General features: G+C 38.5%; 12 protein-coding genes, 3 tRNA genes and 1 riboswitch. All 15 genes read left to right on the forward strand.

The features are described 5' to 3' along the window. Positions 1 to 257: 257 nt before the first annotated feature. The 15 genes from ACLRYO_RS08030 (at position 258) to ACLRYO_RS08100 (ending at position 26,304) form a co-directional block, all read left to right on the forward strand. Positions 258 to 1,463, forward strand: coding sequence for an NADP-dependent malic enzyme (locus ACLRYO_RS08030; RefSeq protein WP_004693580.1), 1,206 nt, complete (start codon positions 258 to 260; stop codon positions 1,461 to 1,463). A 379-nt stretch (positions 1,464 to 1,842) separates the two neighbouring features. Beyond that, positions 1,843 to 1,919 (forward strand) — tRNA-Pro (locus ACLRYO_RS08035). Between the two features lie 10 nt (positions 1,920 to 1,929). Then, positions 1,930 to 2,003: transfer RNA gene (locus ACLRYO_RS08040), tRNA-Gly, on the forward strand. A 101-nt stretch (positions 2,004 to 2,104) separates the two neighbouring features. After that, positions 2,105 to 2,181 (forward strand) — tRNA-Arg (locus tag ACLRYO_RS08045). Between the two features lie 366 nt (positions 2,182 to 2,547). Beyond that, the gene (locus ACLRYO_RS08050; protein ID WP_413084802.1) at positions 2,548 to 9,045 is read left to right on the forward strand and encodes a YadA-like family protein; all 6,498 of its coding nucleotides are present in this window, start codon (positions 2,548 to 2,550) and stop codon (positions 9,043 to 9,045) included. A gap of 239 nt (positions 9,046 to 9,284) precedes the next feature. After that, positions 9,285 to 10,484 (forward strand): type I restriction enzyme HsdR N-terminal domain-containing protein, encoded by a 1,200-nt coding sequence (locus ACLRYO_RS08055; RefSeq protein WP_278457938.1) that lies wholly within the window; start codon positions 9,285 to 9,287, stop codon positions 10,482 to 10,484. Between the two features lie 274 nt (positions 10,485 to 10,758). Beyond that, positions 10,759 to 12,912, forward strand: a complete 2,154-nt coding sequence (locus ACLRYO_RS08060) for an ATP-dependent Clp protease ATP-binding subunit (RefSeq protein WP_413084803.1) — start codon at positions 10,759 to 10,761, stop codon at positions 12,910 to 12,912. Positions 12,913 to 12,989: 77 nt separating this feature from the next. Next, a riboswitch (TPP riboswitch) is annotated at positions 12,990 to 13,097 on the forward strand. A 77-nt stretch (positions 13,098 to 13,174) separates the two neighbouring features. Beyond that, on the forward strand, positions 13,175 to 14,479 hold the full coding sequence (gene thiC, locus ACLRYO_RS08065; protein ID WP_316584502.1) for a phosphomethylpyrimidine synthase ThiC: 1,305 nt from the start codon (positions 13,175 to 13,177) through the stop codon (positions 14,477 to 14,479). Between the two features lie 23 nt (positions 14,480 to 14,502). Then, complete coding sequence (gene thiS / locus ACLRYO_RS08070) at positions 14,503 to 14,700, forward strand: sulfur carrier protein ThiS (protein ID WP_008602700.1); 198 nt, start codon at positions 14,503 to 14,505, stop codon at positions 14,698 to 14,700. A 4-nt stretch (positions 14,701 to 14,704) separates the two neighbouring features. After that, complete coding sequence (locus ACLRYO_RS08075; protein ID WP_287526835.1) at positions 14,705 to 14,851, forward strand: thiamine phosphate synthase; 147 nt, start codon at positions 14,705 to 14,707, stop codon at positions 14,849 to 14,851. Between the two features lie 311 nt (positions 14,852 to 15,162). Then, entirely contained in the window at positions 15,163 to 15,930 is a 768-nt protein-coding gene (locus ACLRYO_RS08080) for a 5-oxoprolinase subunit PxpA (RefSeq protein ID WP_316584504.1), read from the forward strand. Positions 15,931 to 16,072: 142 nt separating this feature from the next. Further along, positions 16,073 to 17,269 (forward strand): NRAMP family divalent metal transporter, encoded by a 1,197-nt coding sequence (locus ACLRYO_RS08085; RefSeq protein ID WP_316584505.1) that lies wholly within the window; start codon positions 16,073 to 16,075, stop codon positions 17,267 to 17,269. A gap of 74 nt (positions 17,270 to 17,343) precedes the next feature. Beyond that, positions 17,344 to 18,087: a 5-oxoprolinase subunit PxpB gene (gene pxpB / locus ACLRYO_RS08090; protein ID WP_316584506.1), complete on the forward strand. Its 744-nt coding sequence runs from the start codon at positions 17,344 to 17,346 to the stop codon at positions 18,085 to 18,087. A 37-nt stretch (positions 18,088 to 18,124) separates the two neighbouring features. After that, on the forward strand, positions 18,125 to 19,096 hold the full coding sequence (locus tag ACLRYO_RS08095; RefSeq protein WP_394802346.1) for a biotin-dependent carboxyltransferase family protein: 972 nt from the start codon (positions 18,125 to 18,127) through the stop codon (positions 19,094 to 19,096). 416 nt (positions 19,097 to 19,512) lie between these two features. Then, positions 19,513 to 26,304 carry an ESPR-type extended signal peptide-containing protein gene (locus tag ACLRYO_RS08100; protein WP_413084804.1) on the forward strand — a complete coding sequence of 2,264 codons (6,792 nt, stop codon included), beginning with the start codon at positions 19,513 to 19,515 and terminating at the stop codon, positions 26,302 to 26,304. Positions 26,305 to 26,465 lie beyond the last annotated feature (161 nt).

Here is a 26,465-nt window from a genome sequence, read left to right on the forward strand (position 1 = left end):
TTTATCGTATAATACGAAGATAGATTTGAAGTAGATAAGCCTTATATGGTTTATCTACTTTTTTATAATTTACTTTATTACTACTGGAGCTTAATCTTTATTATTATGGGAGCTTAATGATAGTTGTTTTTAAAAAAATCGAAAAACTATATCGAAAAAACTTGAATTATGATTTAGCATTTTGTATAATACAATTAGTTAAAGGTATAAATTACCGACTCTAAAGAGTCCGAGTGTATCCACAAAGGAGAATTGTTATGGACGTACGTGAATTAGCTGTACAAAAAAAACGTGAATTAAAAGGTTTCCTTACTGTAGGAACTAAATATGAATTAAAAGACGCTCATGATTTATCTGTAGCTTACACACCAGGTGTAGCAGAACCATGTTTGCGTATTAAAGATAATGAAGCAGAATCCTTCGAATTAACTTGCCGTTCCAACATGGTTGCCGTTGTATCTGACGGTACTCGTGTACTTGGCCTTGGTGATATTGGCGCTGCAGCAGCATTGCCTGTAATGGAAGGTAAATCCTTATTGTTCAAAAAATTCGGTGATGTAGACTGCATTCCATTGGTTGTAGATACAAAAGATGCTGATACATTGATCAATACAGTAAAATTGTTGCAAAAAAACTTTGCTGGTATTAATTTGGAAGATATTTCCTCTCCTAAATGCTATGAAGTTGAAAATCGTTTGAAAGCAGAGTTAGAAATCCCTGTATTCCACGATGACCAACACGGTACTGCTATCGCATGCTTAGCAGGTGTAAAAGGCGCTCTTCGTTTGGTTAAAAAGGATTTAGCTACTGCTAAAATCGTTGTAAACGGTGCTGGTGCGGCAGGTGCTAATATTGCTCGCTTATTATACCTTGCAGGTGCTCGTGATATTACATTATTGGTATCCTCTGGCGTATTGCATAAAGACTACAAACGTCTTGACTCTTTACAAGCTGAATTAATCGATTTACTTAAACTTGAAGAAAAACATGGTGATTTGGCTGAAAATGCTAAAGGTGCTGATATTCTTCTTGGTGTATCTGCAGCGGGTGCTTTCACAAAAGAAATTTTGGAAAGCTTAGCTGATGATGCAATTGTATTTGCAATGGCTAACCCTAATCCAGAAGCAACATATGCTGATATGAAAGCTGCTGGTATCCGTGTTGCTGGTACAGGTCGTTCCGATGCTCCTAACCAAATCAACAACGTAGCAGTATTCCCAGGTGTATTCCGCGGTGCTATCGACGTTCGTGCGTCTCAAATCACTGACGAAATGAAATTAGCTGCTGCTGACGCTTTGGCTCACTTGATTCCTGATAGTGAATTGAACGAAGAAAACGTAATGCCATCCGTATTCGATCCTCGCGTAGCTCCAGCTGTTGCTAAAGCAGTTGCTGAAGTTGCTGTAAAACAAGGTATTGCTAAAAATCCTCAAGCAATAGAAGATGGTAGCTACGAAGGTTAATTTATTTGCTTTACTAGCATTTTATAATCTTATATAACCATAGAACAATACAACATGCACCTCGAAAGGGGTGCATGTTTTTATATGATCGATTAAGTATATGATTGGCTTTATACTATTAGGGCGAATAATCTATAGATTAAAATGATATAGAGGCGTAGGCGTATAGGATAATAGAAGTAAGGATAGATATATATTAAAGAATGTATTAATGTATCAGTAAAAAATTAATGAAGTTGTAAAAAAGTACTTGTCACTAGTTTCTATCAATGATATAATAATTTTCGTTGCAGAGCGATACTCAAGAGAGTAAGAACTCAGCAAGAGTAGTGGTTGACATCAACTACCGGGTTTGCTATAATAGCAAAGTAATTAATGACGGGGCATAGCGCAGTTTGGTAGCGCACCTGGCTTGGGACCAGGGGGTCGCAGGTTCGAATCCTGCTGCTCCGACCATTTTTTATTTGCGGGTGTAGCTCAATGGTAGAGCCCCAGCCTTCCAAGCTGGTCGCGAGGGTTCGATTCCCTTCACCCGCTCCATTTTTTTTTGCCTTTTTTAGGGTATACTAAGATAGGGTGTAGTTGACGATACATAGTACATAATTTATACTATAATAGATAATTATATAGGGAATCCACATGGTTCAGTAGCTCAGTTGGATAGAGCAACGGCCTTCTAAGCCGTGGGTCGGGGGTTCGAATCCCTCCTGGATCACCAAAGAAATAAACGGATAGCTCGTAATGAGCTATCCGTTTTTGTTTGCGTTTTTAGCATAGTTACACATAAAAAAAATGTAAAAAGATAAACCTGTATTAAAAATGAATAAAATTTCATAAACTAATATATGAATGAGTAAAAAAATGTACTTATAAGATGGCAAAAGTCTAAAATAGAATTAAAATAATACTATAAACACTGGATTTTTGTATGATGATAAAGCATGAATGAAAAATGAATTTACCTTGATTGTTATATTGATGATTTTATATAATTATAAATATTATGGCTAATTATAAGCTTTCATATGTATGTATGAGGTTTTATAAATGGATATCTAGGTTATAGTTGTAATAGGAGTGTTTCATGAATAAGATTTTCAAGGTGATTTGGAGTAAAAGCAAAGAGTGTTATGTAGTTGTGTCTGAGATAGCAAATAATTATAGTGCTAAAAAGGCTGTATTGACTAGTGTTTTTGCTGTGTTGGCGGTAACTGGTGGTGCAGCTCATGTTATGGGGGCGACTTTACCGTCGGAGCTAACAGACAAAGGCTCTATTAAAATCGGTCAGTATGCAACTACAAGTAATATGTCTAGTATAGTTATAGGGACAAGCAGTCAATTTAGAACTTCTTCAGTTGATGGGTATAGGGCAATTGGTATTGGCTCTGGGATTATTGCTAGTGGTAATAATAGTGTTTCTATCGGTGGACATTCTCAAGCAACAGAAGATCAGGCAATTGCTATTGGTGGAGCTTCTGATGATAGTGGTGCTAAAGCAACGGGTTCTCAATCTATTGCTATCGGTGGTAATACTGTAGCTAGTGGGGATTCCTCTATTGTAGTCGGTGGTGATGACGTAGAGGTTGCATTCGCTAGAACTGTAACTTATACAGATATTAACACTGGACAAGCTAAAACGGGGACATTGAGACAGGCATCTATTGATTTGGCGAATATCCAATTGCCTCAATATATCACCGCTACAGCTAGTCATGCAGGGACTGCCATTGGGATGAAAACTAAAGCTGGTGACTTGGGTCTTTCTCTCGGCATGGGGGCGGATTCCGCTACTCGCCTAGATGGTAAGGCTGGTAATGTAGTTAACGCTATCGCTATTGGTGCCGGTGCAAAAGCTAATCGGGATAATTCCATTGCAATCGGTGGTGGTGCTAATACTGATGCAGCGGGTGTGGCACAAACAAGTTATACTTTGAGCAATGGTGATACGGTTAACTGGGCCGGTGGTGAAAATGTGTTGCCTGGTGACGTAGTATCATTCGGTGCTGTTGGGTATGAACGTCAGCTTAAAAATATAGCACCTGGTATTGTCAGTGCAACTTCTACAGATGCGGTGAATGGCTCTCAGTTATATGCAATAGCTGAGAAGACTTTATCTAAATATATTTCTATTAAATCTGATTTGGCTGGGAATAAATCTAATAAAGGTGCAGAAGCGACTGATTCTATGGCTATAGGTCCGAATGCGTCTACAACAACTGCTGCTACTAAAGGGACTGCTTTAGGTACTGGTGCAACTGTTACTGTAGCGAATGGTGTAGCTGTAGGTTCACAGTCTAAAGCGAGCACAGCTAGCGGTGTAGCAGGCTATAATGTAAACGACTCTAGAACCGATAAATATGGCTCTTTATCTGGTAAAGCATTGACATCTACTTTAGGTGCCTTTGCTGTAGGTAATGAGACGAATACACGTCAAATCACAGGTGTGGCTGCTGGTACAGTTGATACAGATGCTGTAAATGTAGCACAGTTAAAGAGTGTGAATTTGAAAGTAGCTGGAGATACCGGCACAGGTGATGTTAATCTTGCTAATAGTACTTTAAATATTAAAGGTGCTGGTCTTGCTAAAACTACTGCATCTGGTAAAGATGTAACCGTAACTGTGTCTGAAAAAGCAGTTAAACAAGAAGCTGTTAAAGCGGTTACAATGGCAGCAGCAAATCCTAATGGTGCGATTACTGTGACACCTGAGCTTAGTGCGGACAAAGATACAGCAACTTACAAAGTTGGTATTGATCCAACTAAGGTAGCTGAGATTACTAACTTCACCTATAAGGATAATGATGGTGCAGATAAGACCGTTACATTAAAGAAAGGTTTGAACTTTAAAAACGGCACTATGACGACTGCTACTACTGCTGCAGATGGAGTAGTAACGGTTGATATCAATGATGATACAAAGGCTAAAATTAATAATGCCGCAACAAATAAGCTAGATAATCTTACATCAGATGGTGAACAAAAGGTTAAGAGCTTGTCCGCATGGAATGTAAAGGCTAATAACAGTAATGCTGAAACAGTAACAGGTGGAGATACCGTTACATTTAATGATGGCTCTAATATCGCTATTACTCAAAATGGCAAGACATTTACTGTAGCGACTAAAAATGATGTAAACTTTAATACTGTAACAGCTACGACAAAGGTGACAACACCTGCGGTAGAAGGGCTTACTAATACGTCCTGGACACCTGGTACTACTACTCCTGTTAGTGGTCGTGCGGCAACAGAAGATCAATTGAAAGCCGTTGATACACAAGTAGCAACAAATAAAGATGATATTGCTACGAATAAGGCTAATATCGATAAGAATAAAGATAATATCGCAAAGAATGCGGACAACATCACGAAAAATGCTACAGAAATTGCTACAAATAAAGGCAATATTACAACCAATACGCAGAACATTGCAACCAATACGGCAGCCTTGGCTCGTAAGATCTCTTTAGGAGGTAATACTGGTAGTACAACAGAGAAATCCTTAAGTACAGGTGATGTGAAGTTTAATGTAAAAGGTGCGGGTCTTGTAACGACTTCTGCAGCTGGTGATGATGTAACCGTAACTGTGACAGAAAAAGCAGTTAAACAAGAGGCTGTTAAAGCAGTTACAATGGCAGCAGCGGATCCTAATGGTCCGATCACTGTGACACCTGAGCTTAGTGCGGACAAAGATACAGCAACTTACAAAGTTGGTATTGATCCAACTAAGGTAGCTGAGATTACTAACTTCACCTATAAGGATAATGATGGTGCAGATAAGACCGTTACATTAAAGAAAGGTTTGAACTTTAAAAACGGTACTATGACGGCTGCTACAACTGGTGCAGATGGGGTCGTAACGGTTGATATCAATGATGATACAAAGGCTAAGATCAATAACGCTGCAACGAATAAGCTAGATAATCTTACACCGGAAGGCGAACAGAAGGTTAAGACCTTGGCAACATGGAATGTCGCTACTGCTGCTGATGGCGGAACTCATTCTGGTGACTCCACAAGTACTGTAACAGGTTCTGATACAGTGACTTTTAAAGCAGGTAATAACCTAAATGTAAATCAAACTGGTAGAGATATTACATTCTCCTTAAATAAAGAGATCTCTGATATGACTAGTTTAGGTCTTACAAATCCGGATGGTGCAAAGGCAACTATTAAGACTGGAAAAGGTGATGCTCATGTAGGTGAAACAGACCAAGCGGATCGTATTGTTTATACTAATGCAGCTGGTACTGAAGAACAGGTAGCAACATTAAAAGACGGTTTGCAATTCGGTGGCGATAATAATCCTGAAGTTATTAATAAGACATTGAATCAAAAGCTAGAAGTTGTTGGCGGTGCTGATGCAGCGAAATTGTCCGATAACAACATCGGTGTTAATGCGAAAGACGGTAAGTTGCACGTGCAATTGTCTAAAGAATTGAATGACTTGACTAGCGCTCAATTCAAAAACGGTAATGCAGTATCTACAATCAGTGGTGCAGGCACGACTGTGACAGACGGTACGAATACAACTCAATACGGTCCTAAAGGCATGACCATTAATCCAGGTGCGAATGAAATATCTCTTACCGATAAAGGCTTAAACAATGGTGGTAAAGTCATCTCCAATGTAGCGAGCGGCGGTGATGTTGATACTAATGCGGCGAACATCGGCGATGTGAAGAAAGCGACTGCGGCATCCAAAACGACAGTATCTGTTAATAAGAAAGATACAGAAACTCCGAATTTGGTGCTAGAAGAAACTGTAGATCCTGCTGATGGTCATACAAATTACGATATCAAGTTGGCAAATAAAGTTAACTTAGGAAATGATAATATTGTGCTTGATGGTGCAGATGGTACTGTTAAGACTAAAGGCAATATTACATCCGAAGGCACTGTAGAAGGGAAAGACCTCAAAGCGGGGGATGTAACTGTTAACAAGGATAACAAAGGGACTGTAAACGGTTTATCCAATAAGACTTGGACTCGTGGACAGGCTCCTGTGAGCGGTCAAGCAGCGACAGAAGATCAAATCCAAGCGGTAGATACTCGTGTGATCGCCGTAGAAGATAAGGTGGCAGACTTCGGCTGGATGGCTAAGAGCAGTGCTACAGGTACAGGTCAAGCAACAGGCAATAATGCAGCGACTAAGGTTGGCGATAAAACGGAAGTAGAATTCCGTGCTGGTGATAACCTCACTATTGATCAAACAGGCACTACTTTCACGTATTCTTTGAATAAAAATATGACAGGTCTTGAAAGTGTATCCGTAGGGGATGTAGCAAATGATAAACCGGGTGTTGTATTGAACGGTGCTGACGGCACTATGGGCGTACGCGGTAAAGATGGTGCGAATGCATCGATTACAGCGGCTAAAGGTGCTGACGGCTTGACTGGTACTGGTAAAGATCGTATCGTTTATGAAACGAAAGACGCTAACGGCAATCTTGTAAAAGAAACTGTAGCGACTATGAACGATGGCTTGCATTTCGCTGGTGATAATGGGAATACAGTTATCGATAAGACCTTGAATGAAAAACTTGAAATTGTTGGCGGCGCTGATGCAGCGAAATTGTCCGATAACAATATCGGTGTTAATGCGAAAGACGGTAAGTTGCACGTACAATTGTCTAAAGAATTAAATGACTTGACTAGCGCTCAATTCAAAAACGGTAATGCAGTATCCACAATCAGTGGTGTAGGCACGACTGTGACAGACGGTACGAATACAACTCAATACGGTCCTAAAGGCATGACTATTAATCCAGGTGCAAATGAAATATCTCTTACCGATAAAGGCTTGAATAACGGCGGTAAAGTCATCTCTAATGTAGCGAGCGGCGGTGATGTTGATACTAATGCGGCGAATATCGGTGATGTGAAGAAAGCAGCTGCAGCATCTAAAACGACAGTATCTGTTAATAAGAAGGATACAGAAACTCCGAATTTGGTGCTAGAAAAAACTGTAGATCCTGCTGATGGTCATACGAATTACGATATCAAATTGGCTGATAAAGTTGACTTGGGTAATGGTAATATCGTTCTCGACGGGGCTGATGGCAGCATCAAGACTAAAGGCAATATTACATCCGAAGGTACTGTAGAAGGCAAAGATCTTAAAGCGGGGGATGTAACTGTTAACAAGGATAACAAAGGGACTGTAAACGGTTTATCCAATAAGACTTGGACTCGTGGACAGGCTCCTGTGAGCGGTCAAGCAGCGACAGAAGATCAAATCCAAGCGGTAGATACTCGTGTGATCGCCGTAGAAGATAAGGTGGCAGACTTCGGCTGGATGGCTAAGAGCAGTGCTACAGGTACAGGTCAAGCAACAGGCAATAATGCAGCGACTAAGGTTGGCGATAAAACGGAAGTAGAATTCCGTGCTGGTGATAACCTCACTATTGATCAAACAGGCACTACTTTCACGTATTCTTTGAATAAAAATATGACAGGTCTTGAAAGTGTATCCGTAGGGGATGTAGCAAATGATAAACCGGGTGTTGTATTGAACGGTGCTGACGGCACTATGGGCGTACGCGGTAAAGATGGTGCCAATGCATCTATAACAGCGGCTAAAGGTGCTGACGGCTTGACAGGTACTGGTGCTGGTAAAGATCGTATCGTTTATGAAACGAAAGACGCAGCAGGCAATCCTGTAAAAGAAACCGTAGCGACTATGAATGATGGTTTACATTTCGCTGGCGATAATGGGAATACAGTTATCGATAAGACCTTGAATGAAAAACTTGAAATCGTTGGTGGTGCTGATGCAGCGAAATTGACTGATGATAATATCGGCGTTAATGCAAAAGACGGCAAGTTGCAAGTACAATTAGCTAAAGATTTAAATGGTTTATCTAGTGTGGAAGTGAAGGACGATAATGGTGCATCTACTGTTATGAAAGGTGACACTATTAAGAGCAAAGATGCAGCAGGAAATACTTCTGTTGTAAATGGCTCTGGTGTGACTATTACACCTGCTAATCCGCAAAATCCAAATGCTGGTACAGTGTCTTTAACTACTGAAGGCTTGAATAATGGCAACAATCAAATCAAGGGTGTTGCAGCTGGTACAGCAGATACAGATGCGGTTAACCTTGGTCAATTGAAAAAATCTAATGCTCAACTTGCTAATGCAATTGCTAATGTTGAATCCGAAACACAACGAGTAGGCGCTCATGCGGCCGCTATGTCAGCGTTGAAACCAATTCAATATGATCCATTAGAACCAACTCAAGTGATGGCTGGATATGGTAACTATCGTGGTAAGAGTGCAGCAGCATTAGGGCTTGCTCATTATACTAATGAAGATACAATGTTCAACGTGGGTGTTTCCGTAGGTGGACGTCATAATATGATCAATGCCGGTTATACTCACAAGTTTGGTAACAGCGATGCTAAAAAAGCTGTACCAGAACGCTACAAAGGCGGTCCAATCAGCTCCATTTATGTGATGCAAGATGAAATGACCTCTTTGAAACAAGAGAATAGTAGACAGAAGGAAGTATTGGATAAACAACAAGCTGAAATCGAATCGTTGAAAGCTATGGTTAATAGTTTACTAGCAACTAAAGGTTAATAACTAAATATAGTAATTAAAATGATGATTTCGCTATAGCATTCTTGTAGTGTTATCCGATGTCGTAAAGGAAAAAGGTTCCGTAGGACGTTGATGGCCGATAAGCCGCAACTGAAATACGGAACCTTTTTTCTTTTAATTGTAGTGTCCCTTTATAAGACAACTAATATTTATGTATGATATAATGTTAAAAATGAAAAATAGATGAATTTATGCGGATGTTGTAAGGAGTAAATTAAATGGAGAATGTAGAATGTATTTTTAATTCAATAAAATTACATGAACGTAAACAAGATGAGAAGTGTTATTTTGATCCTATTCGTTACTTTTTAGTTCAGAAAACTCCAGAGGAAGAAGTTCGACAAAAAACAATTATATTTATACAAAAGAAACTCGGTATACCTATTGAACGAATTCGCGTAGAAGAACCTATGTGCCATGTGAAGAAAGGTTTACGAGGTAGAGCAGATATCGTCGTTTATCGTGATGATAAACAAGAAGAAGCTTTAATGGTAATTGAGTGTAAAGCTCCTTATATTGATGTTGAATGTAATGTGGTATTAGACCAAGCGATAAGATATCGGGATATACTTAATGCGAAATATATTATGCTTGTTAATGGTGTAAATGCTGTAGTATATCAATTTAAAAATGGAAAACTTAAAGAAGTAGACAAAATTCCCTCTTACCAAGAGCTTTTAAAATCAAAAGTGAAGATTGTTAAGCAAAGTAAAGATAAGCCTTATACATTTGAAGATATTAAGTCTAAACGGCTACAGAATAAATTTTTGAATGAGGGTTATATGGGTGAAGACAGTCCCCCAAAAAATTATGAGTTTTATCTTAACCTTTTGAATTTATTACTGTTAAAGAATATTACTTCTTCAAATATTCTTGAAAAATTAAATGTTATAGAGGATTGCTTTAGAGGTGTAACCTTTTTTGGTAATAGAGGTGGGGGACAATATCAAGTTTGGACACGTTTATTTATAGCTAAGGACTATGAACGCAAAGATCAGGTTTTGGGGATTAGTATATGTGGTACGGAGCATACAGAAAATGATCCACACTGGGGAAATCGTCTTGGTGTTACTCAATTAAATGTATCTATAACAAATAAAGAAACTAGACATCATTCATTACAGTTGAATTTGGATAAATTTTGTAAGTTTGATATCAATACCAATATGATTGAAATTACACACAATGGTGCTATAACAAGAGGTCGAGATGGAGCGTTACCTAAAAAGGAATTACTTGATTATGTTCAAAAAAGAGCTCCTGAATTAGTAAAAGATGATAAAATATACTTAGGTCGTCTTGATAACTCCCGTTTGTTAGAGTGGCGAAATTCAAATGTACAATCCTTTATAAGAAATTTACTACGCTATGCAGTACTTCGAGATGGATTTAGATCAGAATATAAAAAATCAAAGTAATATTGTTAATGAAAGACCATTCATCGAATGGTCTTTTTGTATTTATAATAAATCACTTAAAAGTTTAATTTTAATCGCATCCTATAAATCCAGTATTTATCTACATTTTTTACTCATAAGTCGAATTGGTCAAATTAAAAGTCAAAAAATTACACTTTGATATATTGACTTTTTGACTTTTAAGGGTTATTATAATGTCATAGGGTAAATAAACCCAGTAAAAATAGTATTAGTCAAATAGTTAAACTCTATGATGTATGAGGGGGTAAAATATATGAACAACAACTTTAACAACTTTGGTAATGAATTTTCTAGCATGAATGATTTGTTTAATCAATTGATGGGTAATATGGGGGGGTATTCCACAGAACGACGTAGTTATAAGATTAATGGTCGCGAAGTAACTCCAGAAGAATTTGCGTTTTATCGTCAAACTGGTCGATTACCATCTAATGAGGAAATGCAAGCTGCTCAAGCTGCGCAACAAGGTAAAATTAAACAAGATGGCATCCTTGCTCGTTTGGGGACAAACTTAACTCAACAAGCTCGTGATGGTAAACTCGATCCTGTAATTGGTCGTAACAAAGAAATCCAAGAAACCGCAGAAATCTTGGCGCGTCGTACTAAAAATAATCCTGTACTTGTAGGTGATGCTGGTGTTGGTAAAACTGCAGTAGTAGAAGGCTTGGCACAAGCTATTGTAAATGGTGATGTTCCAGCAGCTATTAAAAATAAAGAAATCATTTCCATCGATATTTCCGGATTGGAAGCTGGTACTCAATACCGTGGTTCCTTCGAAGAAAACATTCAAAACCTTATTAAAGAGGTAAAAGTCGCTGGGAATATTATCTTGTTCTTCGATGAAATTCACCAAATTTTGGGTGCTGGGTCCACAGGTGATGGTCAAGGGTCCAAAGGCTTGGCAGATATCTTGAAGCCTGCTTTGTCCCGTGGTGAAATGACAGTTATAGGTGCTACAACACAAGATGAATACCGTAACACAATCATGAAAAACGCAGCTCTTGCTCGTCGTTTCAATGAAGTTAAGGTTAATGCACCATCTGCAGAAGATACTTTCAAAATCTTACAAGGCATTCGTCCATTATACGAAGCGCATCATAACATTGAATTGCCAGATGCGGTGTTGAAAGCCGCTGTAGATTATTCCGTACAGTATATTCCACAACGTAGCTTGCCAGATAAAGCTATTGATTTAATTGATGTAACAGCAGCTCATTTGGCGTCTCAACATCCTGTAACAGATATTAAAACTTTGGAAGCAGATATTGCTGATGCTAAAGCAAAACAAGAGGAATATGCTCAAAAAGAAGACTATGAATCTGCGATCAATGAAAAAATGCGCATTCAAAAGTTACAAGCAGAGCTCGACAACCATACAGAAAATCAAAAGGTGGTAGCTCAAGTAAACGACGTAGCAGAAGCCGTTGAAAGAATGACTGGTATCCCTGTATCTCAAATGGGTGCATCCGATATCGAGCGCTTGAAAGACATGAAATCTCGTTTAGAAGCTCATGTAATCGGTCAAGATAAAGCAGTAGAAGCTGTATCTAAAGCAATTCGTCGTAACCGTGCAGGCTTTGACGAAGGTAACCGTCCAATCGGTAGCTTCTTATTCGTAGGTCCTACTGGCGTAGGTAAAACAGAATTAGCTAAACAATTAGCTTTAGATATGTTTGGTAACAAAGATGCAATCATTCGCTTGGATATGTCCGAATATAGTGATCGCACAGCCGTATCTAAATTAATCGGCGCTACAGCTGGTTATGTTGGTTATGAAGATAACTCTAATACATTGACTGAACGCGTACGTCGTAATCCTTATTCCATCGTATTATTCGATGAAATCGAAAAAGCAGACCCTCAAGTTATTACATTACTTTTACAAGTATTGGACGATGGTCGCTTAACAGATGGTCAAGGTAACACAGTAAACTTTAAAAATACTGTTATCATCGCTACATCCAATGCAGGTTTCGGTTATGGTAATGACAGTGATGATGAAAATAAAGTAGATGTAATGGAACGCATCGCGCCATTCTTCCGTCCAGAGTTCTTGAACCGTTTCAACGCAGTTATCGAGTTCAATCAATTAAGCAAAGAAGATTTGAAAAAAATCGTAGATTTAATGCTCGATCAAGTTAATAAGACTTTGGCTAAGAAAGACATCACTCTTGATGTAACTGATGCAGCTAAAGAATTGTTGATGGAACAAGGGTATGACAAAACTATGGGCGCTCGTCCGTTACGCCGTGTTGTGGAATCTGAAATCCGAGATAATGTAACAGATTTCTACTTGGATAATATCGATGTAAAACACTTGCTTGCTGATGTTAAGGATGGGCATATTGTAATCTCTGAAAAAGCAGATTCCGATAATAGCAAAGACCAAGATAAGGCTGAGAAATAAAGAATAGACGTAAAAGTGTCAGAATAATCATTTGACAAATCTGAATAAAGTAGTAATATTAATAGCATAATTATATAGTGAGTATGCAAGGGAGCCTATTATATAGGCTGAGAAAGGGCTGCGAGCACCTGACCTTTATACCTGATCGGGATCATGCCCGCGTAGGAAGCACGCTAATACTTAATATGGGTATCGATCATTTTGTTCGATACCCATTTTTGCATACCTAACTATATATGTCTTTTATATAGGAGGATGTAAAATGTTTATGACACAATTGGAATCGGCTGTGGCTGGTGTAGTTACGAAGGAAATGAAAGTTGTCGCGGAAAAAGAACGTATGGATGAAGAAGTATTACGTTCCCTAGTGGCAGCAGGAAAGGTTGTTATTCCTTGTAACAAGCAACATACTAGTATTTCGCCAGAGGGGATTGGTAAGCGTCTTAGAACGAAAGTCAATGTTAATTTAGGTACATCAAAAGATGTCACTGATTATGATAGTGAGATTGAAAAGGTTAATCGAGCTATTCGACTTGGAGCAGAGTCGATTATGGACCTTTCCACTCATGGTGATACTCGTATTTTTAGACGTAAATTAATCGAGACATCGCCAGTAATGATTGGTACAGTGCCTATCTATGATAGTGTCATTCATCATCAAAAAGATTTGGGTGAATTAACGGCTCAAGATTTCTTGGACACTATCCGATTACACGCTCAAGATGGTGTAGATTTTATTACTATCCACAGTGGTATTACGAGGAAAACAATAGATCAAATCAAGAATCATAAACGGATGCTTAATATTGTTAGCCGCGGAGGGAGTTTGGTGTTTGCATGGATGAGCATGACAGGCCATGAAAATCCATTCTATGAATACTTTGATGAAATCTTAAAGATTTGTAAAGAATATGATGTTACTTTGTCTTTAGGTGATGCTTGTCGTCCGGGTTGCTTGGCGGATGCAACTGACGTGTGCCAAATTGAAGAACTTGTAAGGCTTGGTGAATTGGCAAAACGAGCGAAACAATATGGTGTACAAGCTATGATTGAAGGACCTGGGCATGTACCTTTACATCAAATACAAATGAATATGGAAATACAAGAGTCCTTGTGTGATGGAGCGCCATTCTATGTGCTGGGACCGCTCGTAACAGATATTGCGCCTGGTTATGACCATATTACAGCTGCCATTGGTGGGGCTGTAGCTGGTATGCATGGGGCGTCATTCTTGTGCTATGTTACACCAGCGGAACATTTAGCCTTACCAAATGCAGATGATGTAAAAGAGGGAATTATGGCTTTTAAAATAGCGGCGCATGCTGCAGATATTGCTCGTGGTATTTCTAATGCAAGAGATATAGATGACACTATGGCTAAGGCACGTCAAGTTCTCGATTGGGAGACACAATATGCTTGTGCCCTTGATCCTGAACGGGCTCGTTCTATTCGTGAAAGTAGAGCACCGGAGGAAGACCATAGTGAAACCTGTTCGATGTGTGGCAAGTTTTGTGCTGTACGCAGTATGAATAAAGCTTTACAAGAAGAATATATTGATATTTTATAAGCTTTTTCATATGGGAGGTCATTATGGATTTGATTGTTAATGGAGAGCCAAAGTATGTTGTAGGTGAGCAACTTCATTTGATTCTTGATGAATTAGGCTATTCTGGTAAACACTTTGTAGTTGAGCTTAATGGAGAGATTCTTAGTAAGGAAGCATATACAACCACTAAATTAACGGCTGCTGACAGATTAGAAATCGTTAGCTTTGTAGGAGGTAATTGATATATTGGATACATTTACTATAGGTAATATTGGGGTAGGGCCTATTTTTTCTACACAGACAAAACCCAATGCTAATCCTGTAGGAATTTCTTATGTATATTGGGCAAAGCAATTTAGTAAGTTTCCTATTGTTGCTATTGGGGGGGATTAAAACGACAAATACTGATATCGTTTGGCAAGCGCATCCCGATTTTATTTGTGCCGTTTCTGAAATAACAGAGTCGGACAATATACAAAATACGGTTTATGAGCTTATGACTGGATATAGTAGAGTCAGATAAAAAAATTGAGTTTACATACAAACCACAAGATTAAAATCTTGTGGTTCTTTGGTTATAAAAGAATTTTGTATACATGATAAAAATCATTGCTAACGTATCGATTTGTTTAGTATAATCGTATCATTAAATTCGATATTCTATAGAATTTATAAAATACATGAAGATGGAGAGGTAATAGTATATGTCTCATTATGTAGATTTAAATAGTGATTTAGGCGAAAGTTTTGGTAACTATACATTAGGCATGGATAGTGAAGTATTAAATCACGTAACAAGTGCTAATATTGCTTGTGGTTGGCACGCTGGAGATCCTCTTATTATGGATGCGACTGTCCGCATATGTAAAGAAAAAGGAGTTGCCGTAGGGGCGCATCCTGGTTATCCGGATTTGATGGGATTTGGTCGTCGTGCGATGGCAGTAAATCCTGCTGAGGCAAAAGCCTATATGATGTATCAACTAGGTGCACTTCAAGCTTTTTGTGATAGTTATGACATTACTTTACAGCATATGAAATTACATGGTGCTTTTTACAATACAGCCTGTGTTACGCCTGTACTAGCTGATGCAATTTTAGATGGTTTACAAGCGGTAAATCCTAATATCGCGGCCATGGTATTGAGTGGTAGCTATATTGCTCAAGAGGCACAGCGACGAGGTATTCCTGTTATACAGGAAGTGTTTGCCGATCGTGGCTATACAGAGGAGGGAACATTGGTCCCTCGTACAGAAGCAGGTGCTTTCATTAAAGACCCGCAAGAGGCTTTAGACCGAGTTCTCATGATGGTTACAAAGGGTAAGGTTGTTACTAATACCGGGAAGACCATTGATATTGTAGCCGACTCCGTATGTGTTCATGGTGATAACCCAGAAGCGATAGCTTTCACAAGGTATATTCGGGAGGGGCTCACAAAAGCTGGTGTAACGGTGGCGAATTTTCAACACCAATAACACTATTAAATACATTAAAATAAATGCTTAACTAATACCAACAGAAAATGCAAATATAAGTATTAAAAGTAAGTATTACATGTAAGTATGAGTTTTAAGCAATAAGTATGGCATAGATTAATTATTATATGTGGAGGTTCCTATGAAACCAATTACAGGTAAAGCGAGTTTCTCTGTCCTATTAGGGGCGGCTTTCTTAATGGCCACGTCTTCCATTGGACCTGGCTTTATGTTACAAACGGCAGCATTTACAAATGAGTTGAAAGCAGACTTTGCATTTGCTATCGTTGTATCCGTTATTTTCTCTATTATTGCACAGCTTAATGTGTGGACGATTATTGGTGTATCCCAAATGCGTGGTCAAGATATTGCGAATAAGGTATTGCCAGGCCTTGGTTATATAGTGGCATTTTTAATTTCCCTTGGTGGATTGGCCTTTAATATCGGTAATATTGGTGGTGCTTCTATGGGCCTCAATATTATATTTGGTATCGACACAACAACAGCGGCCGCTATTAGCGGTATCTTAGGTATCTTACTATTTACATCTAAGAAGATGGGTGGTGTTTTAGATAATACGGCTAAAGTACTCGGTACTGTTATGCTTGTTCTTATCGCTTACGTAGCCTTTTCAACAAATCCTCCAGTAGGGACAGCAGTAACTCATGCGATAGTACCTACGAATTATCCGTGGCTTGCTACGATAACTCTTATTGGAGGTACCGTAGGTGGATATATAACATTCTCTGGTGGTCACCGCCTCATTGATGCTGGTATTACAGGTCAAGAACATTTAAAGGATGTACGTCGTGCAGCGATTATGGGCATGTCTGTTGATGCCCTAGTTCGTATATTATTATTTTTAGCTGTTCTTGGTGTGGTATCTATGGGTTATGTACTAGACTCTAAGGATCCAGCTGGTTCTGCTTTTCTTTTAGGAGCTGGTGAAATCGGTCATAAATTATTCGGTATAGTGTTCTTCTGTGCCGCATTGACCTCTGTAGTAGGGGCTGCCTACACATCAGTATCCTTCTTAAAAACATTGTTTAAGGTTGTAGAACGAAATGAAAAATTGACTATTATGGCGTTTATCTTTATTTCTACATGTATCTTAATCTTTATTGGTAAACCAGCATCTCTATTGATTTTAGCGGGCTCTGTAAACGGTCTAATCTTGCCTGTTACGTTGGCAGTTATGCTCGTTGCTACTCATAAATCCGAAATCGTAGGGGCATACAAACACAATAAACTTTTATATTATACCGGTTGGGTTGTAGTGCTTGTAACATCTTATATTGGTGTTACATCTTTAAAGGGCATTGCTAAGTTACTAGGTTAATTAATTATCTGTGAAAGCACCATTACGTTCGGCTTGAATGTGATGGTCCTTTCTAGTTATAGCAGGAGGTACATATGAAACCTACAATTTCACCTGTAGGGGATTGCGCTATCTCTATTGATTTTGGTCAAGTAATCGATCCAAAGATTAATCGACAAATCCGACAAGTTATAGAGCAGATTAAAGTCTTACAGCTAGATGGAATTATTGAACTAGTTCCTACATACTGTGCATTGCTTGTTCAATATGATGCAATGGTATATTCTTATTCAGATATTTGTAGAATTCTTGAACCCACATTGCAAGAATCGGTAACGGATAGCGCAAATGAACTCGTTACGATTGTTGAAATACCCACCGTTTATGGTGGCGAGTTTGGCCCAGATTTAGGCTTTGTAGCCTCTCATAATCATTTAAGTGAAGCTGAGGTTGTATCCATTCATAGTGGTACAGATTATTTAGTTTATATGTTAGGCTTTATTCCTGGATTTACCTATTTAGGTGGCATGGATCCACGCATTGCGACGCCTCGACTATCCTCTCCAAGGACTTTGATTCCTGCCGGCTCTGTAGGTATTGCAGGGGAACAGACTGGTACATATCCATCAGATTCTCCAGGGGGCTGGCAGATTATTGGACGCACACCTGTGACTATGTATGACATGTCTAAGAAACAAGCCGCACTATTGCAAGCCGGAGACTACGTTCGTTATGTGCCTATCGATGAAAACGAATTCCATAGGATTAAATCCATGGGTATGGAATATATTCCGTCTATGTATGAAGTAGAGGTAGGTGAGTTACGTGGGTATAAATGAGTTTAAGGCTGCTTTAATCCGCGTAGATGCGCCAGGGATGTACACTACGATTCAAGATTCTGGCCGCGTAGGCTTTCAACAATATGGTATGCCTGTGGCTGGTCCTATGGATAGTGAAAGCTATCTCTTAGGACAAGCACTTGTAGGTAATACGACTCCTCTTGGTGCATTAGAGTGCACCGTATTGCCACCTACGTTAACCGTCCAAGGTACATGTATCGTTGCTTTTACAGGGGCTGATATGCACCCCACTATTAATAATATAGTCGTGCCTCGATACATACCTTTTATATGTCATGAAGGAGATATTATTTCTGGTAGCTTTAGCCAATGTGGCGTGCGTATGTATATTGCTTTCTCAGGCGGTATTGATGTTCCTACTATTAATGGTAGCGTATCGACTCATACAAAGGCTAAGATAGGTGGCCTTGAGGGGAGACCGTTACAAGCAGGTGATCAGTTTGGCATTAAAGCATTTACTAGAGACGAAGTGAATGTGTGCGACTTCTATGATGGTCATAACTTATTCAATATCGCCCTATATAACCGCGGCGGCCGTGAGTGTCACGAACCTTTGCGTGTTGTTCTCGGAAATCAAGCAAAGTATTTTACAGAGAAAGGGATTAAGACCTTTGGTAGTAAAATATATACATTGACTGTACAATGTGATCGCATGGGCTTTCGCTTGGATGGCCCTGTTATAGAGCATATAGATGGTGCGGATATTATCTCCGATGGAGCTGTATTTGGTTCTATCCAAGTTCCTTCTGATGGAAACCCTATAGTGCTCATGGCAGATCGGCAAACAACAGGTGGCTATACAAAGATTGGTACTGTGATTACGGCAGATTTACCTAGGTTAAGCCAATTACCAGTGGGGGATGGAATTCATTTTGATATCGTATCTGTCGAAGAAGCACAAGCGATATATCGTACATATATGAAACGCTTACATAAGCGTATACAATTAGCATACGAACAAAGTGTATATGCCTTTAATGTAACTTAATTGGTTTTCCCTATTTAATTATATAAACTAGCAATAAAGCTATCTTGTAGATTGTTATTTCTATGAGATAGCTTTTTGTTATGTAATGTAAGATGAATTGATGAGGTGGTGGGAAAATATAATCTTATAAAACAAGTTTAAAATAATGATTATGAATTTATATTCATTTTATCTCTTCGTTATGGTATAAAATAAGCCCGTATTTTATATAAAATTGTGATATGAATCACTATGAAACGCATTAATGCTGCATTTGTGCGCCGTGTAGAATTATGAATAAAAAATGAAAAAGCTTGATAGTGTATTAAAGGTTTTGATATACTTATAATATTGAAAATTTTGGAATTCTCGTATGATTTACCATATGATAAAACATCGAGGGAGCATTACTATTACTATAGTTTATAGGAGAAAGTATGAATAAGATTTTTAAAGTGGTTTGGAGCAAATCAAAAAGCTGCTACGTAGTAGTATCTGAGTTCGCTAAAAATAATGGTGGCAAGAAGAAAATTGTTGTAGCAGCAATCTTGGCTGCATTAGCAATGACTAATGCTAGCATCACTATGGCGGCAAATACTTTGCCTACAAATCTGCATGCAACAGCAGTAGGCTTGGGGGCTGGTGCTTCTATTACTGGTGATAAAGCTGTAGGTTTCGGTCAAAATGCAGCAGCTGCTGGTGGATATTCTATTGCAATAGGTTCTAATTCTAGTACCAGTGTTAACAGTCCACAAGGAATCGCTATTGGTGGTGGTAATACTGCTAATGAAGGTGCAAGAGTAATTGGGGAGCAAGCAATTGCCATTGGGGGAAATACAATAGCTCAAGGTAACTCTTCTATTGTTATTGGTGGCGATGATGTAGTTAAAGCCGATAGTGTAAAAGTTATTTACACTACGAATAATGGTGAGAATAAAACTGGGGATTTGCGTAGTGCGGTTCAAAGCTTAACAGGATTTGATATGAGAAAACCACTATATACATCGGCAACGGCTGGTGAATCTGGTATCACATTAGGGATGAAAGGTCAGTCTGGTAATGTCGGTATTGCCATTGGTACAGGTGCAAATGCGAAGGATCGTTTGGCGGGAACTGATACTGGAGCTACTGGCCAAGACAATAAAGATGTAACAAATGCTATTGCTATTGGTACAGGCGCTAGAGCAAATCGTGATAATGCTATTGCCATCGGTGGTGGTTCTAACACTGATGTAGGCGGTACAAAACAATCTAGCTATACTTTGCCAAATAATGTTGTTGCTTCCTGGGCTGGTGGTGATAAAACATTGCCAGGTGACGTTGTATCTTTTGGTTCTAAAGGGTATGAACGTCAGTTGAAACATGTGGCTCCTGGCGAAGTAAGTGCTACTTCCACAGATGCAATTAATGGCTCTCAACTTAGCGCTATTGTAGACCAAATCGCTTATAAATATATATCTATAAAATCTTCTGATGCTGCTAATAAAGATAATACTGGTGCTACGGCAGCTAATTCTATTGCTATTGGTCCAAATGCCGCAACAGACGGATCTGCGAGTCGTTCTGTAGCTGTTGGTGATGGCGCTAGAGGTAAAGTAGTAGATGGTGTAGCTGTTGGCTCAAAATCTACAGCTGATATTGCTTCAGGTGTAGCGGGGTATAATGTTAATACTAGTCGTACAGATATATATGCTGGTTTAAGTGGTGCTGCCTTAACATCTAAATTAGGTGGTGTTGCTGTTGGTACGACAAACCAAACACGTCAAATTAACTATGTTGCTGCAGGTACTGCTGATACAGATGCAGTAAACGTGGCACAGTTAAAGAGTGTTAATCTAGCTTTTACAGGTGATACTGGTACAGGCGATGTGAACCTTGCTAATAGTAAATTGGCTGTAAATGGTGATAATACATACATTAGCACTACAGCTAATGGTAAGAAAATTACAGTTTCTGGTAAAAAGCAAGATATCACAGTAGCAAATGGTAGCGCTACAGCGACTGCTGGTATGGCGGATTCTGCCAACGTAGCTAATGCGATTAATCAAGCAATTGATCAAAATAAATATGGTTGGAATCTTTCTGCTAATGGTGAAGCTACACCAGTAGCGGTTGAAAAAGGTAATACAGTAGATTTTTCTGGTGACGATAATGTTGCGGTTGCTAGAAATGATAAGAAAATCTCTGTAGCTTTGAAAAAAGATCTTTCTAAATTAAACAGTGCTTCTTTCAATAATGCTGGCGGTAATGAAACTGTAAAAATTGATGGTGATAAAGGTATCAATGCTGGAAATTTGAAAGTTGCCAATGTAGCAGATGGTGTTGCTGATAAAGATGCTGTCAATGTATCCCAATTGAAAAAAGTTGACGATAAAGCTGAAGCTAACAAAACTGCTATTGATACAAATAAAACCGCAATTGCTAAAAATGTAGGTGACATTACAACAAACAAAACAGATATTGCCACCAATAAGGACAGTATTGCTGCGAATACGCAAAAAATTGCTGACAATAAAACTACAATAGATAAAAATACTGGTGAAATTGCTACAAATAAAGGGGATATTGCTTCTAATAAAGCTAATATTGCTCAAAATACTGCTGCTATTGCCCGTAAGATTTCTTTAGGTGGTAACTCTGGTTCTACCGATGAAAAATCCTTGAACACAGGTGATGTGAAATTCAATGTGAAAGGTGAAAATGGTCTTACTACGGTTGCTAATGGCGACGATGTGACTGTTAAACTCGATGATGTAACTAAAAATAAACTCGACAATGCAGCTGATCGAGACTTGAGCAATTTGACTCCTAATGGTAAACAACAAGTTAAGGACTTAGCAGCTTGGAATGTAGTCGCTAATAATGAGACGGCTGAAAAGGTTGAAGGTAATAACACTGTTAAGTTTATTGATGGTGATAACATTTCTATTACTCAAAATGGTAAGGACTTCACCATTTCTGCTAAGAAAGATGTAACCTTTGATACGGTAACAGCTACTCAAACGATTACAGCACCAAAGGTTAAAGCGACAACTGGGGTTGAAACTCCTCAAGTAACAGGCTTGACTAACACTGTATGGACTCCGGGCCAAACACAACCTGTATCTGGTCGTGCAGCCACAGAAGACCAATTGAAACATGTTGATGATCAAGTAGCAGGAAACAAAGCCAAGATTGCTGATAATACAGATAAGATTGGCAAAAATACTGATGCTATCGTAGATAATAAGCAAAAAATAGCTGACAATAAAACGGCAATTGATAAAAATGCAGTAGATATTGCTACTAACAAAGACAATATTGCTGCGAATAAAACAGATATTGCTACTAATAAGGATAATATTGCAGATAACAAGCAAAAGATAGCTGCCAATAAATCTGCAATTGATAAAAATACTGGCGATATTGCTACTAATAAAGATAATATTGCAGATAATAAGCAAAAAATAGCTGATAATAAAGATGCTATCACTAAAAATGCTAGTGAGATTGCAATAAACAAAGGGGATATTGCTTCTAATAAAGCTAATATCGCTCAAAATACTACTGCTATCGCTCGTAAGATTTCTTTAGGTGGTAACTCTGGTTCTACCGATGAAAAATCCTTGAGCACAGGTGATGTGAAATTCAATGTGAAAGGTGAAAACGGTCTTACTACGGTTGCTAATGGTGACGATGTGACTGTTAAACTCGATGACGCGACTAAAGGTAAAGTTGACAATGCAGCTGACCAAGACTTGAGCAATTTGACCCCTGACGGTAAGCAACAAGTTAAGGGTTTATCCGCATGGAACGTAGTAGCTAATGGTAATACTGCCGAAAGAGTTGAAGGTGGCAATACAGTTAAGTTTATCGATGGTGATAACATTTCTATTACTCAAAATGGTAAGGACTTCACCATTTCCACTAAGAAAGATGTAACTTTTGATACGGTAACAGCTACTCAAACGATTACAGCGCCAAAGGTTAAAGCGACAACTGGGGTTGAAACTCCTCAAGTAACAGGTTTGACTAACACTGCATGGACTCTAGGCCAAACACAACCTGTATCTGGTCGTGCAGCTACAGAAGACCAATTGAAATACGTTGATGATCAAGTAGCAGAAAACAAAGCCAATATCGCTGATAATACAGATAAGATTGGCAAAAATTCTGATGCCATTGCAGATAACAAGCAAAAAATAGCTGACAATAAAGCTGCAATTGATAAAAATGCAGTAGATATTGCCACTAACAAAGACAATATTGCTGCGAACAAAACAGATATTGCTACTAATAAGGATAACATTGCAGATAACAAGCAAAAAATAGCTGATAATAAAACTGCAATTGATAAGAATACTGGTGACATTGCTACAAACAAAGCTGACATTTCAACTAACAAAGATAACATCGCAATCAATAAAGCTAACATTGACAAAAACACGACAGCTATTGGCCGTAAGATTTCTTTAGGTGGTAACTCTGGTTCGACTGATGAAAAATCGTTGAGCACAGGTGATGTGAAATTCAATGTGAAAGGTGAAAATGGTCTTACGACTGTTGCTAATGGCGACGATGTGACAGTTAAACTCGATGATACGACTAAAGGTAAAATCGAGAATGCAGCGGACCAAGACTTGAGCAATTTGACTCCTGACGGTAAGCAACAGATTAAGAACTTAGCAGCTTGGAATGTAGTCGCTAATAATGAAACTGCCGAAAAGGTTGAAGGTGGTAACACTGTTAAGTTCATCGATGGCGATAATATTTCTATTACTCAAAATGGTAAAGACTTCACAATCGCAACTAAGAAAGATGCTACTTTTGATACGGTAACGGCTACTCAAACCATTACAGCGCCAAAGGTTAAAGCGACAACTGGGGTTGAAACTCCTCAAGTAACAGGTTTGACTAATACTACTTGGGTTTCAGGTCAAACACAACCTGTATCTGGACGTGCTGCCACAGAAGATCAATTGAAACAAGTTGATAATCAAGTCGCAGAAAATAAAACCAATATTGCTGATAACACAGATAAGATTGGTAAAAATGCGGATGCTATTGCAAATAACAAGCAAAAAATAGCTGATAATAAAGCAGCAATTGATAAAAATGCAGTAGATATTGCTACTAACAAAGATAATATCGCAACTAATAAAGATAATATTGCGACGAATAAACAAAATATCGCAGATAACAAAGTGGCTATCACTAAAAATGCTGGCGATATCGCAGCCAATAAAGCTAATATTGATAAAAATACAGAAGCTATCGGTCGTAAGATTTCCTTAGGTGGTAATACTGGTTCAACCGATGAGAAATCCTTAAGTACAGGCGATGTGAAATTTAATGTGAAAGGGCAAAATGGTATTGTTACTGAAGCTAATGGAGAAGATGTAACTGTCAAATTAGATGATGCTACGGCTAATAAAATCAACAATGCAGCAAATACGGATTTGAGCAACTTAACAGATGCTGGTAAACAACAAGTTAAAGATTTATCCGCATGGAACGTAGTAGCTAATGGTAATACTGCCGAAAAAGTTGAAGGTGGCGATACAGTTAAGTTTATCGATGGTGATAACATTTCCATTACTCAAAATGGTAAAGACTTCACAATTGCTACTAAACAAGACGTTACTTTCAATACTGTAAAAGCAAATCAAACAATTACAGCACCAAAAGTGAAAGCTACAGAAAGTGTAGAAACACCTCAAGTAACGGGTTTGACTAACACTGCATGGACTCCGGGTCAAACACAGCCTGTCTCTGGACGTGCCGCCACAGAAGATCAATTGAAACATGTTGATGATCAAGTAGCAGAAAACAAAGCCAACATTGCTGATAATACAGATAAGATTGGTAAAAATGCTGATGCCATTGCGGATAATAAGCAAAAAATAGCTAATAATAAAGCTGCAATTGATAGAAATGCTGCTGATATTGCTACTAATAAGGACAATATTGCTGCGAATAAACAAAATATTGCTGATAACAAAGCGGCCATCACTAAAAATACTAGTGATATTGCAACTAATAAGGATAACATCGCAACCAATAAAGCTAATATCGACAAAAACACGACAGCTATTGCCCGTAAGATTTCCTTAGGTGGTAACTCTGGTTCTACCGATGAAAAATCGTTGAGTACAGGCGATGTAAAATTCAATATTAAAGGCGAAAACGGCTTAACAACTATAGCTAATGGTGAAGATGTAACTGTTAAGATTGATGATCAAACTAAAGCAAAAATTGATAATGCAGCAAATCAAGATTTGAGCAACTTAACAGAGGCTGGTAAACAACAAGTCAAAGATATATCTGCATGGAAGGTAACAGCTGCAGGAGGTACTGTTGAAAAAGTACAAGGTAGTGATACCGTAAAATTCCAAGCTGGTGATAATCTTGTAGTTAACCAAGATAGAACTACTTTCACATATGGCTTGGCTAAAGACTTAAAAGGCCTAAACCGTGTTACTGTAGGTGATGAAAACGGTGTATCTACTAAAATCACTCCTGCAGGTACAACTGTGAAAGATGCAGCTGGCAACTCTACTACAATTAATGGGGGTGGTATGACTATTACTCCTGCAGATACAGCAGCTAACCCTGTATCACTTACTGTAGACGGCTTAAATAATGGTGGCAACAAAATTCATGGAGTAGCGCCTGGCACAGCTGATACTGATGCAGTAAATATTAGCCAGTTAAAAGCCTCTAATGCTGGTTTACAAGAAGCTGTTAATCGTGTAGGTACTGAAACACAACGTGTTGGTGCTCATGCGGCAGCTATGGCAGCGTTGAAACCAATTCAATATGATCCATTGGAACCAACACAAATTATGGCTGGTATTGGCAACTACCGTGGTGAAACTGCGGGTGCCATCGGTATTGCTCACTACCGAACTGAAGATACTATGTTCAACGTAGGTGTTTCACTTGGCACTAGCCATAACATGGTAAATGCAGGTGTAACGCATAAATTTGGTGGTAGTCGTGAAAGAAAAGATGCTATTCCAGAACGTTATAAAGCAGGTCCAATTAGCTCTGTTTATGTAATGCAAGACGAAGTATCTAGCCTCAAAAAAGAGAATAGTAATCAAAAAACTGTTATTGCTAATCAAGCAGCACGTCTAAATACATTAGAAGCTGAAAATGAACGTCAACGTCAAGAATTGGCTGAGACTAAACAAGGCTTAGATGACTTGCGTGCAGTAGTAAATCAACTATTAGCATCTAAAGGTTAAAAGTTGAGAGCTAGTTTTGACAATGGTTTAAGATAATCATTTTCCTGTAAATCTAAAGAACCTCTTATACACTGTTATACCTGATAGGGTACATACATTTTGTATAAGAGGTTCTTTTGCTATTTTGATATATATTCTTATTTAAAATGCATAACATATGA

This window comes from Veillonella parvula (assembly GCF_047241225.1).
Classification (GTDB): domain Bacteria; phylum Bacillota; class Negativicutes; order Veillonellales; family Veillonellaceae; genus Veillonella; species Veillonella parvula_O.